Source organism: Shewanella sp. BJSY2023SW005 (assembly GCF_047314585.1).
Taxonomy (GTDB): Bacteria; Pseudomonadota; Gammaproteobacteria; order Enterobacterales; family Shewanellaceae; genus Shewanella; species Shewanella algae.
This window is the reverse complement of the sequence record NZ_JBKORJ010000002.1, coordinates 15,299-32,667: the sequence shown is the minus strand read 5'-3', so window position 1 is coordinate 32,667 and position 17,369 is coordinate 15,299. Positions and strand designations below refer to the sequence as shown.

Sequence of the window (17,369 nt, the reverse complement as noted above, 5' to 3'; positions counted from 1 at the left end):
CCTTTCTGACCTCCCAGTCATTCCATTTTCAGGCCTGGATAAGGGCACGGCATAGAAGCGCTTTGTAACTAACCTAAGGTGTTGTATGAGTTTATTCGATAATTTGGTGATTATCTTTTGCCTGATCGGAACCAGCTGCTTTTTTTCCATGTCCGAAATTGCTCTGGCCGCATCCCGTAAAATCCGTTTACGGCAGATGGCCGAGGAGGGAGACTTGCGCGCCGAAAAAGTATTGGCGTTGCAAACCACTCCGGGCAGTTTTTTCACCGTAGTGCAGATTGGTCTCAATGCCGTCGCCATCATGGGGGGGATTGTCGGTGAGTCTGCTTTTACCCCTTACTTCGCAGCGGCTTTGGCCCATGTGATCCCTCAGGCTTGGGTCGGACAGCTAAGCTTTGTGTTGTCCTTCGTGCTGGTGACCAGCCTGTTTATTCTGATTGCCGACCTGATGCCCAAACGGGTCGCCATGGCCTTACCGGAGAAAGTGGCGGTTAACTTGGTGAACCCCATGCTGATATGCATCACCCTACTGCGCCCCTTTGTGTGGATCTTCAACGGCATGGCCAACGGTATCTTCAAGCTATTGCAGATCCCCACTGCCCGCAATGATGAGATCACCCCGGACGATATCTACGCCATCATGGATGCCGGTGCCGAGGCCGGTGTGTTGGATAAGGGCGAACAGCAGATGATAGAGAATGTGTTCGAGATGCAATCTGTCAGTGTTACCTCTGCGATGACCGCCCGTGAGAGCCTGGTGTATTTTCTGCTGCAGGATGACGAAGACACTATCAAGAAAAAAATCGCCGAAGATCCGCACAACAAGTTTTTGGTCTGTGATGGTCAGCTGGACAATATTAAAGGGGTGGTAGACGCCAAGGAGCTGCTGATCCGGGTGATCAACGGTCGCAAGATAGATTTGAAAGATACCTCGTTAGTGCGCAGCAGCCTGATCATTCCCGACACCCTGAGCCTGTCGGAAGCCATGGAGTACTTCCGTCATCACAGGGCCGACTTTGCCGTGGTGATGAATGAATACGCCCTGGTGGTGGGGATAGTGACTACTGACGATCTGCAAAGTGCGGTAATGGGCGCCTGGTCGCTGCATGAAAGTGAAGAGCAGATAGTGCCCCGCGATGCCAATTCCTGGCTGGTGGACGGGGTGACGCCGATAACCGATGTGATGCGTGCCTTTGGTATTGAGGAGTTTCCGCAAAACCAAAACTATGAAACCATCGCCGGTTTTATGATGTACACATTACGCAAGATCCCCAAGCGCACCGATTCGGTCAACTACGCAGGTTATAAGTTTGAGGTGGTGGACATAGATGCCTACAAGGTAGACCAGTTGCTGGTTACCCGCCTCTTGCCTCAGGAAGATCAACTGCCCAAGGATGAAGAGTCACTCGATATTTAAGGTAAGCTCGAAGGGCGTGGCTTACAAGCCTGCCTGCGGTGTTGTGCTTCTTGCAAAGGACTAGGGCCATTTGCTGCGAACCACGCCTTGTATCCAGGCCTGTAAGCCGACGCAGAGCACGCATGGGACTTGTTTGCACCTTCCTTAGCTAAATCACTTCCAGAAACGCACTCACCAAGGGATCCTGGCGCCGCTTGGCCTTGCAGCAGCACCCCAGTTCAAAGGGGGCTATCTCGGCCGGTGAGGCCAGGGTTTTTATCCTCTCGCCCAGTGGACTGTTGGCTACCACTACATCCGGAGTGATGCTGACACCGCAGCCCAGAGCCACCATGGGCACTATCGCCTCGTGGCCCGATACCTGGGCATAGATATTGGCCTTGATCCCCATCGCCTTGAACCAGCGCTCGGCCCGTAAACGCCCGGGGCCGTGGTCTGGCACGATAAAGGGCAGTTGCTCCCAGGGAATAGGATTTTGCGCCAGCAGCGACTGCAACTGACAGTTGATGGTGGGCGCGATAATCGACAGTGGCACCTCTCCTATGGGGGCAAAGTGCAGACTCGGCGGAAAGTCCTGCGGCAGAGCGGCGATGGCGATATCCGCCCTCTGCTGCTGAATTTCCTGCACCGCATCGGCGGCATCACCCGTGGTGAGTTTGATATCGACCAGGGGCTGCTGGCGGCGAAACTTATCCAATAGGGCCGGCAGGTGGCTGTAGGCGGCTGTGACTGAGCAATAGAGTTGCAATGTGCCCCTCAGCAGCTTTTGCTGCGGATCCAGCTCGCGGCGCAGCTCCTGCCACTGATTCAATGTCTGGCTGGCGAAGCGGCGAAAGGCTTCGCCTGCGTGGGTCAGGGTAACGCTGCGGTTGTCCCGCTCCAGCAGCTTGCAGCCCACTTCATCTTCCAGCCTTTGCAAGGTGCGGCTTAAGGTTGAAGGGCTGACATGCATCCGGGTGGCGGTGCGGGAAAAATGCAGGGTGTCGCAGAGATCCAGATAGAGTTTTATCGCCCGAATATCCATGCCGTTTTGCCTCTCTTTTTGTTGCGTTTTGTGCAACATGACATGCCGAATATATCATTTCAAGCAATTTAAACCATGGGCTATAGTGATTTGCATCACTGAGCCGTTTCGGCTTGGTCCCAGGAATTCGGTTAAACAGGTGGCTAAGATGGCAAATTACTTCAATACCCTGAATCTGCGGCAACAGTTGGCACAGTTGAGCCAGTGCCGTTTTATGGAGCGCAGCGAGTTTGAAAACGGCTGTGACTATATCAAGGACTGGAATATTGTCATCCTTGGCTGTGGTGCCCAGGGCCTGAATCAGGGGTTGAACATGCGTGACTCAGGGCTGAACATCGCCTATGCCCTGCGCAGCGAAGCCATAGCCGAGAAACGCGCCTCCTGGCAGCGAGCCACCGAAAACGGTTTCAAGGTAGGCACCTTCGAAGAGCTGATCCCCGGGGCCGATCTGGTACTGAACCTGACTCCTGACAAGCAGCACACTCCTGTGGTCAATGCGGTAATGCCCTTGATGAAGCAAGGTGCGACCCTGTCCTATTCCCACGGTTTCAACATAGTGGAAGAGGGGATGCAGGTGCGCCCGGACGTTACTGTCATCATGGTGGCGCCCAAGTGCCCCGGTACTGAAGTGCGTGAGGAATACAAGCGTGGCTTTGGGGTACCGACACTGATCGCCGTGCATCCTGAGAATGATCCCAATGGCGACGGCCTGGAGATAGCCAAGGCCTATGCCAGTGCTACCGGCGGCGATCGCGCCGGCGTGCTGCACTCCTCGTTTATCGCCGAGGTGAAGTCGGATCTGATGGGCGAGCAGACCATTCTCTGCGGCATGCTGCAGACGGGAGCGATTCTGGGTTATGACAAGATGGTGGCCGATGGCGTTGAGCCGGGTTATGCCGCCAAGCTTATCCAGCAGGGCTGGGAAACCATCACAGAGGCGCTCAAGCATGGCGGTATCACCAATATGATGGATCGCCTGTCCAACCCGGCCAAGATCAAGGCGTTTGAGATTGCCGAAGAGCTTAAGGTGTTGCTGACTCCGCTGTTTGAAAAACATATGGACGACATCATCAGCGGCGAGTTTTCCGCCACTATGATGGCCGACTGGGCCAATGACGACGCCAATTTGCTGCGCTGGCGTGAAGAGACCAATAACACCGGCTTTGAAAAGGCGCCGACCTGCGCCGAGCAGATAGATGAGCAGACCTATTTCGACAAGGGGATCTTCCTGGTGGCCATGATCAAGGCCGGGGTGGAACTGGCGTTCGATACCATGGTGGATGCCGGGATCATCGAAGAGTCGGCCTATTACGAGTCGCTGCACGAGACGCCGCTGATTGCCAACACCATAGCCCGCAAACGCCTCTATGAGATGAACGTAGTGATCTCGGATACCGCCGAATATGGCTGTTACTTGTTCAACCATGCCGCCGTGCCGCTGCTGCGTGACTATGTTAACGCCCTCTCTCCCGAGGTCCTGGGCGCCGGTCTCAAGGATTCGGGCAATGGGGTCGATAATCTGCGTCTGATCGAGGTCAACGAAGCGATTCGCCATACGGCCGTCGAATATGTCGGTGCCGAACTTCGCGGTTACATGACTGAAATGAAAAGGATAAACCTGCAAGATTGACGTAAACGTTAGCTTAATTGCCGCCGGCGGCAATTAAGCTGTTTAGGCGAGCCATTGCCGAGGGTGCCATAGCCAGGCCAAGTTGGAAGATTTTCAGGTTGTGAATTTTTTTGTTGTGTTCTGAAAACACTTTATGGTAATGGTTAATAAGTGCGCTGCCAAAGGGCTCGCCAAGCAGATAAATTGAATACAGGAAACTGTCTGAGAAATGTTTAACTTAAGCGCCAAGCTCCTCCTCGTGATTATTACCGTCGTGATTATTCCATCACAGCGGGGGCGGCTCGTGGCGCGACGACAGACCAGATAGGGTCAGAAATTGCAAACAAACCCCCCGCTCCGAAAGGACCGGGGGGTTTGTCGTTTCAGGGCCATTGAAAACTTAAACAGCAGCAAAAATAGGCGAGATAACAAGATGGAACAAGGGCAGAAGATCAGCGGCAGTGAAGCAGTTATCAAGGTATTGGCCGCCCATGGGGTGAACACGGTTTTTGGTTATCCCGGCGGCGCCATCATGCCTATCTACGATGCTCTCTACGACAGCCAGGTCGAACATCTGCTCTCCCGTCATGAACAGGGCGCCGCCTTCGCCGCCGTCGGTTATGCCCGCTCAAGCGGCAAGACGGGCGTCTGCCTGGCCACCTCGGGTCCGGGGGCTACCAATCTGATCACCGCCTTGGCCGATGCGCTGTTGGACTCAGTGCCGCTGGTGGCCATCACAGGCCAGGTTTCCACCTCCGTGATAGGCACAGATGCCTTTCAGGAGATGGACGTGCTGGGCATGAGCCTGTCATGTACCAAACACAGTTTTATGGTGACCCGCGCCGAGGAACTGGTTGCTACCCTGTACCGCGCCTTCGAAATCGCCGCCTCCGGCCGTCCCGGTCCTGTGTTGGTGGATATCCCCAAAGACATCCAGCTTGCCCAAGTGGAATACAAGGCGCCGTTGCAGGCGGTGCCCGATGAGCCGGAGCTGGACCAGGCGGCTTTGGCGGAAGCCAACGCCTTGCTGGCGGCCGCGCGCCAACCCATGTTGTACGTCGGTGGCGGCGTCGGTATGGCGGGCGCAGTGGAGCCGCTGCGGGCCTTTATCCAGCGTAGCGGTATTCCTTCGGTGGCAACGCTTAAGGGGCTGGGCGCCATAGCCCATGGCACTCAAGGTTACCTGGGGATGCTGGGGATGCACGGCAACAAGGCCGCCAATCTGGCGGTGCAGCAGTGCGATCTGCTGCTGGTGGTCGGTGCCCGTTTCGATGACAGGGTCACGGGTAGGCTGGAGAGCTTTGCCAGCAAGGCCAAGGTGATCCACCTGGATATCGATGCCGCCGAACTTGGCAAACTGCGTCAGCCGGATGTGGCCATGGATGGGGACTTAAGAAGCATATTGACGCAACTGGCGCCGCAAGCGCTGCAAATAGCGCCCTGGCAGGCTGAAGTCGAGCACCTGCGGGCGCTGCACCAGTGGGATTACGCCCATCCAGGCTCACTCATCTATGCGCCGGCCATGTTGCGCCGTCTGGCCAACAAGCTGCCGAGCGACTCTGTGGTGAGCTGTGATGTCGGCCAGCACCAGATGTGGGTTGCCCAGCATATGCATTTTCGCCGCCCGGAAGATCATCTTTCCAGTGCCGGGCTTGGCACCATGGGCTTTGGCTTGCCGGCGGCCATAGGCGCGCAGATGGCCCGGCCGGATGCCACTGTGGTCACGGTTTCCGGCGACGGCTCTTTCATGATGAATGTGCAGGAGCTGACCACCATCAAGCGTCGTAAACTGCCGGTGAAGATACTTTTGATAGATAACCAGAAGTTGGGCATGGTGAAACAGTGGCAACAGCTGTTTTTTGAAGAGAGATACAGCGAAACCGACCTGTCCGATAACCCCGACTTTGTTACCCTGGCGTCCTCTTTCGATATCCCCGGACGCACCATCTACTCGGCCGATGAGGTTGAGCAGGCACTGGATGAGATGCTCAGTGCCAAAGGCCCCTTCCTGCTGCACGTCGCCATAGACGATGCCTTTAATGTCTGGCCGCTGGTTCCCCCCGGCGCCTCCAACTGTGAAATGATGGAACAAACGGAGAAGCGATCATGATCCATAATCTGGAATTGACCCTGGAACAACGCCCCGAAGTGCTGGAGCGTGTATTGCGGGTAACCCGCCACCGCGGCTTTACCGTCCGCGATATGCATATGACACTGGCCGAGGATCAGCGCCTGCAGCTGGCAATGGCGGTCGACAGTGATAGAGCCATAGAGTTGCTGAGCCGTCAGTTGACTAAGCTGGTAGACGTGGCCCGCTGCACTGTGCGGCCCGCAAGCAGCCTCTCCCGTACCGTCAACGGCTAACCAAGAATCATCAGAATAAGCGTAAGGAATTGAGCAATGCCCAAACTCAGATCAGCAACCAGTACCGAAGGCCGCAACATGGCCGGAGCCCGAGCCCTTTGGCGTGCCACAGGGGTCAAGGAAGGCGACTTCGGTAAGCCCATTATCGCCATTGCCAATTCCTTCACTCAGTTTGTCCCCGGTCATGTGCATCTGAAAGACATGGGCTCCCTGGTGGCATCGGCCGTCGAAGAGGCCGGCGGCATCGCCAAAGAGTTCAACACCATAGCGGTCGATGACGGCATCGCCATGGGTCATGGCGGCATGCTTTATTCCCTGCCTTCCCGTGAACTGATTGCCGACAGCGTCGAATATATGGTCAATGCCCACTGCGCCGATGCTCTGGTGTGTATCTCCAACTGCGACAAGATCACCCCCGGCATGTTGATGGCGGCGCTGCGGCTCAATATCCCCGTGGTATTTGTTTCCGGCGGGCCTATGGAAGCGGGCAAGACCAAACTGTCCGATAAACTTATCAAGCTGGATCTGGTGGATGCCATGGTGGCGGCGGCCGATGACAGGGTATCCGATGCTGACAGCGAGAAAATCGAACGCAGCGCCTGCCCAACCTGTGGCAGCTGCTCCGGCATGTTTACTGCCAACTCGATGAACTGCCTGACCGAGGCGTTGGGGCTGTCGCTGCCGGGCAACGGCTCCATGTTGGCGACCCACAGTGATCGACGCGAACTGTTTCTGGAGGCGGGCAGAAGAGTGATGGCGCTGGCCAAGCGTTACTACTCGGATGATGATGCCTCGGTATTGCCGCGCAATATCGCCAACTTCAAGGCGTTCGAGAATGCCATGACCTTGGATATCGCCATGGGCGGTTCTTCCAACACTGTGCTGCACCTGTTGGCGGCGGCTCAGGAAGCCGAAGTGGATTTCACCATGACGGATATCGACCGTCTCAGCCGCAAGGTGCCGCACCTTTGCAAGGTGGCACCTTCGACCCCTAAATACCATATGGAAGATGTCCACAGAGCCGGGGGCGTAATGGGGATCTTGGGTGAGCTGGAACGCGCCGGTTTACTGCATACGGATGTTAACCATGTGGCTTCCGATGATGGCTCGCTTGAGTCTGTGCTGGCCAATTATGATGTGATGCGCACCGAGTCTGCGAAGGTAAAAGACTTCTTCCGTGCCGGTCCCGCGGGGATCCCTACTACCCAGGCCTTCAGCCAGGATTGCCGCTGGCCATCACTGGATACAGATCGCCGCGAAGGTTGTATCCGCAGCCGCGAGTTTGCCTTCAGTCAGGAAGGGGGCTTGGCGGTACTGTCCGGTAATTTGGCCGAGCATGGCTGCATAGTGAAAACCGCCGGGGTGGATGAATCCAACCTTAGGTTTAAAGGCGTGGCTAGGGTATATGAGAGCCAGGACGAGGCCGTTGCCGGGATCCTCGGCGGTGAAGTGGTCGCCGGGGATGTGGTGGTTATTCGCTACGAAGGCCCCAAAGGTGGCCCTGGCATGCAGGAGATGCTTTATCCCACCAGTTACCTCAAGTCCCGCGGTTTGGGCAAGGCCTGCGCCTTAATCACAGATGGCCGCTTCTCCGGCGGTACCTCAGGGCTGTCCATAGGCCATGTGTCACCGGAAGCCGCCTCAGGGGGCACTATCGCCTTGATTGAAAATGGCGATGCCATTGAAATCGATATCCCGGCCCGCAGCATCACGCTTAAGCTGAGCGATGCTGAGCTCGCCCGGCGCAGTGAGGCGATGCAGGCCAAGGGGCCTTTGGCCTGGAAGCCTTTGGCACGGGTGCGCCCTGTGTCGCTGGCGCTCAAGGCTTATGCCATGTTGGCCACCAGTGCCGACAAGGGCGCCGTGCGCGATCGCACTAAGTTGGAGGGCTAGTATGTTGGCGCTGGCATCCAAGAGTCAGCTGTCGCTGGCCAACTATTATCTGCAGAAGATCCTCTTGTCCCATGTCTATGATGTGGCGCGGGTTACCCCGCTGTCGAGTCTGAACAAGCTGTCGGCCCGCCTGGGCTGCCAGGTGTTTCTCAAGCGCGAGGATATGCAACCGGTACACTCGTTCAAACTGCGCGGCGCCTATAATCGTATCGCCGCCTTGAGCCCCGCTGAGTGCGAAAACGGAGTGGTATGTGCCTCGGCCGGTAATCATGCCCAGGGCGTTGCCATGTCGGCTTCGAGTCGCGGCGTCGACGCCGTGATAGTGATGCCAACCACCACTCCGGACATCAAGATAGATGCGGTGCGCCGCCTCGGCGGCAATGTGGTGCTTCATGGGCAGTCGTTCGATCAGGCCAATCAGTATGCCATGTCGCTGGCCCAGGATGAGGGGCGGGTGTTTATTCCACCCTTCGATGATGAGGCGGTGATCGCCGGGCAGGGCACGGTTGCCCAGGAGATGCTGCAGCAGCAAAGAGATCTTGAAGTGGTGTTTGTGCCAGTGGGTGGCGGTGGCTTAATCGCCGGAATTGCCGCTTACTACAAAGCCGTGATGCCTGAGGTGAAGATTATCGGCGTCGAGCCGGAAGATGCCGCCTGTCTCAAGGCGGCGCTGGAAGCCGATGAGCCGGTGACGCTGGAGCAGGTGGGTTTGTTTGCCGATGGGGTGGCGGTTAAGCGTATAGGTCAGGAGCCTTTTCGATTGGCGCGGGAATATGTCGATGAAGTGGTGACTGTCAGCTCGGATGAAATCTGCGCCGCGGTCAAGGATATCTTCGAAGATACCCGCGCCATTGCCGAGCCGGCCGGTGCTTTGTCGTTGGCCGGGCTGAAAAAGTATGTCGGTGATAAGGGCAAGGGCGAGAAACTGGCGGCGATTCTCAGCGGGGCCAATGTCAATTTTCACAGCCTGAGATATGTGTCTGAGCGCTGCGAGCTGGGCGAGCACAAAGAGGCGGTGCTGGCAGTGACCATTCCGGAAAGGCCTGGTTCCTTCCTGCATTTTTGTGAACTGCTGGAGCGGCGGGTGATGACAGAGTTCAACTACCGTTTCAGCGGGCGCGATCGCGCTGTGGTCTTTGCCGGGATCCGTCTTAGCGAAGGTGTCAGCGAGCTGCAGGCGATTATCTCATCTCTGGAGAGTGCCGGTTTTGCGGTGCAGGATCTGTCTGCCGATGAGGCGGCCAAACTGCATGTGCGTTATATGGTGGGCGGCTTGCCACCCGAGCCTTTGGAAGAAAAACTGCTCAGCTTTGAATTCCCGGAGCATCCCGGAGCCTTGCTGCAGTTTCTCACGACGTTGAAGAGCAAGTGGAACATTAGTCTATTTCACTATCGCAACCATGGCGCCGCCTTTGGGCGGGTGCTGGCCGGCTTTGAAGTGCCCAAGGCCGATGAAGCCGCCTTTGGTCAGTTTCTGGATGAGTTGGGGTTTGTCTGTCAGGACGAGACGGATAACCCCGCCTACCGGCTGTTTCTGGCGCGCCCAGGCCAGTGAGATCCTGAAAGGGAAAAGGTCGACTGTCTTCGCCAAAAGCAGGGGCAGTCCGGCGGTCAGTTTTATGCTATGGTCTTGAGTTATTATTCTAATCCGTACCCTGAAACCTCTTGTAAGGAGAGCCAAGATGTTTGCTGCACCCTCGGTTAGCGCTTTCAACCCTCCCCGCCGGATCCTGATGGGCCCCGGCCCTTCGGATGTCTATCCTCAGGTATTGGCGGCGCAGTCGCGGCCGACGGTCGGGCATCTGGATCCTCTGTTTGTGGCCATGATGGATGAGCTCAAGAGCCTCATTCAATATGCGTTTCAAACCCGCAACGAGATGACTATAGCGGTATCTGCCCCGGGCAGCGCCGGTATGGAGACCTGCTTCGTCAACCTGGTGGAGCCGGGCGAAAAGGTGATTGTCTGCCGTAACGGGGTGTTTGGCGACAGAATGCGCCAGAACGTCGAGCGGATTGGCGCCGAGGCGGTGATGCTGGATTTCGAATGGGGCACAGCGGTTGACCCAGAAGTGGTGGAAGCCGCGCTGAAGGCGCATCCCGATGCCGCCTTCCTGGCCTTTGTGCACGCCGAAACCTCCACCGGCGCGCTTTCCGACGCCAAAACGCTGTGCGCCCTGGCGCGTGAGCACGGCTGTCTGTCGATTGTCGATGCCGTAACTTCCCTCGGTGGCGTCGAGCTCAGAGTCGATGATTGGGGCATAGATGCCATCTATTCCGGCAGTCAGAAGTGCCTCTCCTGTGTGCCTGGGTTGTCTCCCGTGTCCTTCTCACCGGCCGCTGTGGCCAAACTCAAGGCGCGCAAGAGCCCGGTGCAGAGCTGGTTCCTGGACCAGTCCCTGGTGATGGGTTATTGGAGCGGTGATGGCAAGCGCAGTTATCACCACACGGCGCCTGTTAATGCCTTGTACTCACTGCACGAAGCGCTGCGGTTACTGGCCGAAGAGGGGCTGGAAAATGCCTGGCAACGTCACCGGGATATGCACCTTTTGCTGCGTCAGGGGCTTGAGTCCATGGGGCTCGAATTTGTGGTGGCCGAGCAGAGCCGCTTGCCGCAACTCAACGCGGTTTATATCCCGCAAGGTGCCGATGATGGCGCCGTGAGAAAGCAGCTGTTGGATAACTATAATCTGGAGATAGGTGCCGGCCTCGGCGCCTTGGCCGGAAAGGCTTGGCGTATCGGCCTGATGGGTTACGGTGCCAGACGGGAAAATGTTGCCCTGTGCCAGCGGGCCCTGGCCGAAGTGCTCAACTGATCCTATAGATAAACGCCCCGTTCAATGACGGGGCGTTTTCGTTTCAGCCTTTACTCACAGCTCCTGTGAACCAAGGTTCCAGGCGGCGATAGCTGTGGCTGCCGACATAGATAGCCAGGGCCGACAATATTCCTCCCAGCAGGGTCGAGGTCAATACATCGACACTCCAATGCATCCCCAGCAACATACGGCTCAGCCCCATCAACAGCGCCCAGCAGATAAGCAGCGCCGGAAGCCAGAGATTGTTGTGCCTCAGCAGAAAGAAACTGCTGCACATAGTCAGGGTCACGGCAAAAATGGTGTGGCCGGAGGGAAAGGAAAACCCCGTTTCTATCTGCCAGTGGCGCTGGATCTGTGCCGAGATGGGCATATCCAGCGGTGATACCCCGGGAAGAACCTGTGCCAGCAGTTCCCTGCGGGCGTACTTGTCTATGCTGTAGAACTCCTTGATATCCAGATGCTGCTGGTGGGACAGCCATTCGATATAGGGCCGGGATTCTGCAAATACCAGCTTGAGCTGTTCATTGAGCAGCAAACACAGCACCAAGCCCAGCGAAGTGCAGAACATCATCTTCAGCCAGCTGCCCCTTGGCAGGATAAAAAAGCTGATGGCAAACACCAACAACACGGTGCTTACGCCCCAGGGCGCCGAACCGGACACGGTTAACCAGTACCAAAACTGAGCGGCGGCGCTATCGAGATTGAGCCAAGGGAAGAGCGGCTCTGACAGGGAAAACAGCGCCAGCGGCAAGCTGAGCAGAAACAGCCAACAAATGGCCAGAGAGGTCAAAGGGACGGCTGCATATTTCATTAATACACCCTTATCGGAACGGATAAACCGCCATTGTGCCAGAGGGGAGGAACGCGGCAAGCATTAATGGCGTCCTCCGTCGAAGTAGGCCCTTTGGGCGGCAGTTTGTCAGCACACTTGTAAAAAAACGGCTGCCCAAGTGTGGCAGCCGTTGGTTGGCAGTAAATACTACTCTTCAATTTGTTGGTGACGGGTGAGGTACATTAGCACCAGCATGATCAGTACCAACAGTCCGGTTCCCATCAAGAGGGCGTAATCTTCCAACTGGAGTATGGAGTAGAGTACGCCGTAGAGACTCGCCAGCATGGCCGCAACTATAGCTCCCTGGCGCCGACTGCCACTGGCACTGGCGACATAAAGTGGAATGCTGAGCAGGGGAACCGCCGCGGCCACCAGATAAGCGGTTAAAAACAGCAGGTGTTCTGACAGCGACAGCAGCAATAGATAGAAGAGGCACATGGCGCCACCCACCATCAGATACTGTACTGCGCTGAGGCGTGACTTGTTGCCCAGCTCGAAGATCAGCAGCAGTATGTAGGTCAGTAAGATAAAGAGTATGCCGTACTTGAGTGACCTTTCTATCTTGCCGTAGTGAGTCACGGGTTCGAACAGGGTAACACTGGCACTGATCTCGGTAAGATCCCGGCCATCACTGGCGCGGAATACCTGAGGGAAGTTACGACTCAGATGGCTTATCTGCCAGTTGGCATCAAAACCTTCAGTGCTGAGATTACGGCTGGCGGGCAGGTAACCCTGGAAGCTGGGATGCGGCCAATCGGCATGGATATCTATCTGGCTCAGTTCCGCCAGCGGTAGTACCTCCAAGCCTTCAGAACCCCTGAGGCTGAGCTGGAAGGTCAGTTGATATTCACCTTGGCTCGGATCCAGCACTATGGTGCGATGAAAGCCGCGGCCAAGGCCGCCTGTGTTATCCAGGCCTGTACCTGACATCAAGCTGGGCATGCCCTGCTCTCCAGCCAGATTAAAACGGCTGACAGTCTCAATAGCCTGGTTGGCTGAAACGCCGAACACCAGCCGGGCCTGGTTATAATCAAAGCCGAGTAAGCCTGGGATATTGACCTTGGGCAGTTCGAAGTTGGCCTGACCCTTGACTTGTCCCAGATATACGAGTGACTGATAGATACCGCGATGGCGGAATTCGTGCTGCAGACCGGCATCCAGTGTCATGCCTTTGGGCAGGATCAAGAGTTCATCGCTGTAAACCTGGCGACTGCGATGCTGTTTGCCGTCGATATTGCTGTCGGAGATCACTTCATAGCGAAACGGCAGTACCAAAACCGGACCGGCCAAGGTTTGGGAATCGCCCCAGGTGTGGCCTATCTCGCGCACCACTTGGCGATAGAGGCTTTCTCTGTCCTGGCTGAGATCCTGGATCATCCCAAGCGGTATCAATGACAACAGGCCCACCATGGCCACAGCAAAGAGTTTGAGCGTTAATTTGGATTTGAATTGAGGCAGCGCCGCTTGGCCGTTTTGTTTCTTCATCACGCTTTTCAGCAGCAGATAAGCCCCGAAACCCATGGCACCAAGAAAGGCCAGCGCTACCACCAGGACGATAATTTCAAACATGAGGTATGTTCCTTTAACCTATAGTGGCAGTATTAGAACAGATTTGACCTGACATATCATGACAAGTCACTGATCAATAATGGCGAAATTATGGCACGGCCCTTTTTGCCCCGGTCTGATTTGGCTTCTTGGATGTTATGCTCAAGGGATTCTGCTGTTACTGTCACATTTATTATGACAATGTGGTCGTGATTGAATCATCTATAATGAGTGTGAATCAATGCTGCAGTCATTTAAAATAACCGCCTATACAATCTGCTGTGAAGATACCTATGAAGAACTTTTCCAAAATCTGTTGGTTGCCGTTTTTTTTCAGTTTGCCCCTGCATGCTGAACTGGCCGATTTTGATGACTATGGGCCGCTGCGGGTCTATGCCCAGTCTCCCCTGCAATCCAGTAGCCTGGCCCCCATGTTGCGCTCGGGCTTTTCAATGGCTGAGGGACAAAAAGAATGGTATCTGACCGGTAACATCGCCAGTGTGTGGGCCGAGACGGACGATTATCTGGCCGATTACTATCACAACTCCTTAACTGGTGGTCTCAAGTGGCAAATCGATGACCGTTGGATGCTGGACGCCAATTACACTTGGCGTTTCAGTGGCAATAACCACTTGGATTCGCTGACCATGTGGTTCCACGATTCCTTCGGTTTCGATCAGAACGGTCGTGAGCATCAGCCGCGAAACCAGAATCAGATTTACTCCAAGCAACACGGTATCGATCTCAGTGATTTTGGCGGCAAGACGATGAATAACGCCTTCAACGTCTATCTGGGGTATCAACTGCTGCAAAATGAGCACCACGGCCTGTCTGTGGGGGGCAGCCTGTATTACAACTATGTGGGCTCGGGGCCTTTTGCCAATGAGAACTTTGAACAGGCGTTGCAGCTTAATTACAGCTATCGCAACGGACGGCACAACTTCCATTCAACACTTGGTCTGAGCTTTCGTCAGGACGAAGAGGTGTTGTCGGATGTACCCTATAAGTCCAACGCTTTGATGGTCGGCCTGGGCTATGAATACCGTGTCGGGCGTCATGGCTGGATGCTGGAGTACCACAGATACGAGGGAATGGCCGAGTCGGATGACGACTTCTCTGAAGCCTCAAATGAAGCCTTGCTGGGCTACCGTTATTATCTGGATCGCAGCGCCATAGAGTTCACTGTGATTGAAAACTTCCTCAACATGGATAACAGCACGGATATCGCCTTTACTCTGGGCTATCGGCATATGCTCTAATTTAGCCGTGTTGAAACATAAGGCCGCTCATGAGCGGCCTTATCTATTTTGGGGTGAGATGTATTACTCTGCCTGTTCAGCCTTGGCTTCCAGTGCCTCGACTCTGGCTTGCAGGGCTTCCAGCTTTTCGCGGGTCTTGAGCAATACATGCTGCTGCACTTCAAACTCTTCCCGGGAGACCAGATCCAGTTTCAGCAACTGGTGTTGCAGTACTTGCTTGCTGCGCTCTTCAAACTCGCCGGCAAATTGCTTCAGCCCTGAAGGCAGGTTTTCGCTCAGCTGTTTGGCCATTTCTTCAATTTTCTTGGGGTTGATCATCTCTTTAATCCACTGGCAAGGTTTTAACTGATTGTAACTTATAGGCCGTACTGAACCCAAGGTTAACCTAAGGAAGGTGCGAACAAGTCCCATGTGTGCTCTGCGTCGGCTTACAGGCCGGATGCAAGGCGTGGTTCGCAGCAAATGGCCCTAGTCCTTTGCAAGAAGCACTTCCCTAAGGGGATTTTGGGGCTGCCTCCGGCACTGATTCTGGTATGATCTCAGCCTCTAAACCTTCCTTGTGTGAGATATCGATAACCCATGAAGCTCAATCCTGCCCAGAATGAAGCCGTCCATTATGTTTCCGGTCCCTGCCTGGTATTGGCTGGAGCCGGCAGTGGCAAAACACGGGTTATCATCAACAAGATAGCCCATCTGGTGCAGAAGTGTGGTTATCAGGCCAAGCATATCGCCGCTGTGACTTTTACCAACAAGGCAGCACGGGAGATGAAAGAGCGGGTGGCTCAATCCATGGGCCGTAAAGAAGCAAGGGGGTTGTGGATCTCTACCTTCCATACCCTGGGGTTGGAAATCATCAAGCGTGAACACAAGACTTTGGGCCTAAAGGCCGGGTTCTCTCTGTTTGACGATCAGGACACCTTGGCTCTGCTTAAAGAGCTGACCCAGGACGAGCTACAGGAGGACAAAGATCTGCTGCGGGCGCTGGCGACCATGATCTCCAATTGGAAGGGGGGCTTGGTGATCCCGGATCATGCCCGCAAGATAGCCAAGGGTGAACAGGAACAACTGTTCGCGCTCCTTTATCAGCGTTACGCCCAGCATATGAAGGCATACAATGCGCTGGATTTTGACGACCTTATCCTGCTGCCGACCCTGTTGCTGCGGCATAACGCCGATGTTAGAGCCCGTTGGCAGGCGAGGATCCGTTACCTGTTGGTAGATGAATATCAGGATACCAACACCAGCCAGTATGAACTGGTTAAATTACTGGTGGGAGAGCGGGCACGTTTTACTGTGGTGGGCGATGATGACCAGTCCATCTACTCCTGGCGCGGTGCCAAGCCACAAAACCTGGTGCTGCTGGGCAAAGACTTTCCCGAGCTCAAGCTCATTAAGCTGGAACAAAACTATCGCTCCAGTCAGCGAATATTGCGGGCGGCCAATATTCTGATCGCCAACAATCCCCATGTGTATGATAAGTCGCTGTTCAGTGAGTTGGCCTATGGCGAGCCGCTGCGGGTACTGTTTGCCGCCAACGAAGAGCAGGAAGCGGAACGGGTGGTGGCCGAAATTATTCGCCACAAGTTTATGGGCAAGACCAGTTATGGCGAGTACGCCATTCTCTATCGGGGAAATCACCAATCCCGTTTGTTGGAGCGGGCGCTGATGACCAACCGTATTCCCTACAAGCTCAGTGGTGGTACCTCATTCTTTGCCAGAGCCGAAATAAAGGACATCATGGCCTATCTGCGCTTGGTGGTGAACCCGGATGACGACAATGCCTTCTTGCGTATCGTCAACCTGCCCAAGCGCGGAATTGGCCCGGCTACTTTGGAAAAACTGGGGAATTTTGCCAATCAGAAGCATATCTCCATGTTTGAGGCGATTTTCGACGCTGAATTGAACCATCATCTGCCACCGGCGGCCATGGGCTCACTGTATGAGTTTGGTCGTTTCATTGTCGATACCGGTGAAATCGCTCAGCGTGGTGAAGGGGTTGATGCCATCAAGCAGTTGATCCGCAAAATCAACTATGAAGACTATCTCTACGAAACCAGTGCCAGCGCCAAGGCGGCCGAGATGCGGATGAAAAATATCTCCGAGCTGTATCGCTGGGTGACAGAGATGCTGGCCGGTGACGATCTGGATGAGCCCATGAGCCTACCCGAAGTGGTCAATAGGCTGACGCTCAGGGACATGATGGAAAGAAACAATGAGGATGAGGGCGGCGATCAGGTGCAGTTGATGACACTGCACGCCTCCAAGGGGCTGGAGTTTCCCTATGTGTTTATGGTGGGAGTGGAAGAGCGGATTCTGCCGCATCAAACCAGCATAGATGAAGACAATGTCGATGAAGAGCGGCGTCTGGCTTATGTTGGCATCACCCGGGCCCAGAAAGAGCTGTGGTTTATGCTTTGCCGTGAGCGGCGCCAATTCGGCGAAACCATGCGTTGCGAACCCAGCCGCTTTTTGATGGAACTGCCTCAGGACGACCTTATCTGGGAAAACCGCAAGCCGCAGCAGAGTGAGCAGCAACGGATGGAAACCGGCAAGGCCAATATTGCCAACCTGCGGGATATGTTCAAGAAGTAAGCCTTGGCTTCAAGACCCGAC

General features: G+C 55.4%; 13 protein-coding genes. 9 read left to right on the top strand and 4 right to left on the bottom strand.

The features are described from left to right. Positions 1–85 precede the first annotated feature (85 nt). On the top strand, positions 86–1,417 hold the full coding sequence (locus ACMHXI_RS00135; RefSeq protein ID WP_025889658.1) for a hemolysin family protein: 1,332 nt from the start codon (positions 86–88) through the stop codon (positions 1,415–1,417). Between the two features lie 148 nt (positions 1,418–1,565). On the opposite strand, the gene ilvY is transcribed toward ACMHXI_RS00135, so the two are convergent. After that, on the bottom strand, positions 1,566–2,438 hold the full coding sequence (ilvY, locus tag ACMHXI_RS00130) for an HTH-type transcriptional activator IlvY (protein ID WP_413733674.1): 873 nt from the start codon (positions 2,436–2,438) through the stop codon (positions 1,566–1,568). Positions 2,439–2,586: 148 nt separating this feature from the next. Here ilvY and ilvC point away from each other — a divergent pair, with 148 nt between their 5' ends. The 6 genes from ilvC to ACMHXI_RS00100 all read left to right on the top strand — a co-directional run bounded on the left by ilvC (position 2,587) and on the right by ACMHXI_RS00100 (position 11,117). Then, entirely contained in the window at positions 2,587–4,068 is a 1,482-nt protein-coding gene (ilvC, locus tag ACMHXI_RS00125; protein ID WP_413733647.1) for a ketol-acid reductoisomerase, read from the top strand. Positions 4,069–4,480: 412 nt separating this feature from the next. After that, a complete protein-coding gene (gene ilvG, locus ACMHXI_RS00120) occupies positions 4,481–6,157 on the top strand; it encodes an acetolactate synthase 2 catalytic subunit (protein WP_100143442.1) in 1,677 nt (558 codons plus the stop codon). Continuing rightward, positions 6,154–6,411 (top strand): acetolactate synthase 2 small subunit, encoded by a 258-nt coding sequence (gene ilvM, locus ACMHXI_RS00115; RefSeq protein WP_025010070.1) that lies wholly within the window; start codon positions 6,154–6,156, stop codon positions 6,409–6,411. The genes ilvG and ilvM overlap by 4 nt, the downstream gene beginning before the upstream one ends. A gap of 36 nt (positions 6,412–6,447) precedes the next feature. Further along, positions 6,448–8,304 (top strand): dihydroxy-acid dehydratase, encoded by a 1,857-nt coding sequence (ilvD, locus tag ACMHXI_RS00110; RefSeq protein ID WP_096142462.1) that lies wholly within the window; start codon positions 6,448–6,450, stop codon positions 8,302–8,304. A 1-nt stretch (position 8,305) separates the two neighbouring features. After that, entirely contained in the window at positions 8,306–9,859 is a 1,554-nt protein-coding gene (gene ilvA, locus ACMHXI_RS00105; RefSeq protein WP_413733644.1) for a threonine ammonia-lyase, biosynthetic, read from the top strand. Positions 9,860–9,986: 127 nt separating this feature from the next. Continuing rightward, positions 9,987–11,117, top strand: a complete 1,131-nt coding sequence (locus ACMHXI_RS00100; RefSeq protein ID WP_413733642.1) for a pyridoxal-phosphate-dependent aminotransferase family protein — start codon at positions 9,987–9,989, stop codon at positions 11,115–11,117. Between the two features lie 43 nt (positions 11,118–11,160). Here the strand turns inward: ACMHXI_RS00100 and ACMHXI_RS00095 are convergent, their stop codons facing one another. Beyond that, the gene (locus ACMHXI_RS00095; protein WP_044735363.1) at positions 11,161–11,928 is read right to left on the bottom strand and encodes a phosphatase PAP2 family protein; all 768 of its coding nucleotides are present in this window, start codon (positions 11,926–11,928) and stop codon (positions 11,161–11,163) included. 168 nt (positions 11,929–12,096) lie between these two features. Continuing rightward, positions 12,097–13,518 carry a cell envelope integrity protein CreD gene (creD, locus tag ACMHXI_RS00090; protein WP_413733640.1) on the bottom strand — a complete coding sequence of 474 codons (1,422 nt, stop codon included), beginning with the start codon at positions 13,516–13,518 and terminating at the stop codon, positions 12,097–12,099. A gap of 272 nt (positions 13,519–13,790) precedes the next feature. On the opposite strand from creD, the gene ACMHXI_RS00085 reads away from it, so the two are divergent. Further along, complete coding sequence (locus tag ACMHXI_RS00085) at positions 13,791–14,756, top strand: DUF3187 family protein (protein ID WP_037436802.1); 966 nt, start codon at positions 13,791–13,793, stop codon at positions 14,754–14,756. A 63-nt stretch (positions 14,757–14,819) separates the two neighbouring features. On the opposite strand, the gene ubiK is transcribed toward ACMHXI_RS00085, so the two are convergent. Further along, positions 14,820–15,074 (bottom strand): ubiquinone biosynthesis accessory factor UbiK, encoded by a 255-nt coding sequence (ubiK, locus tag ACMHXI_RS00080; protein ID WP_025010065.1) that lies wholly within the window; start codon positions 15,072–15,074, stop codon positions 14,820–14,822. Positions 15,075–15,335: 261 nt separating this feature from the next. Between ubiK and rep the strand changes: the two genes are divergently transcribed. Further along, a complete protein-coding gene (gene rep, locus ACMHXI_RS00075; RefSeq protein WP_093983861.1) occupies positions 15,336–17,348 on the top strand; it encodes a DNA helicase Rep in 2,013 nt (670 codons plus the stop codon). The last annotated feature ends 21 nt before the right edge of the window (positions 17,349–17,369 follow it).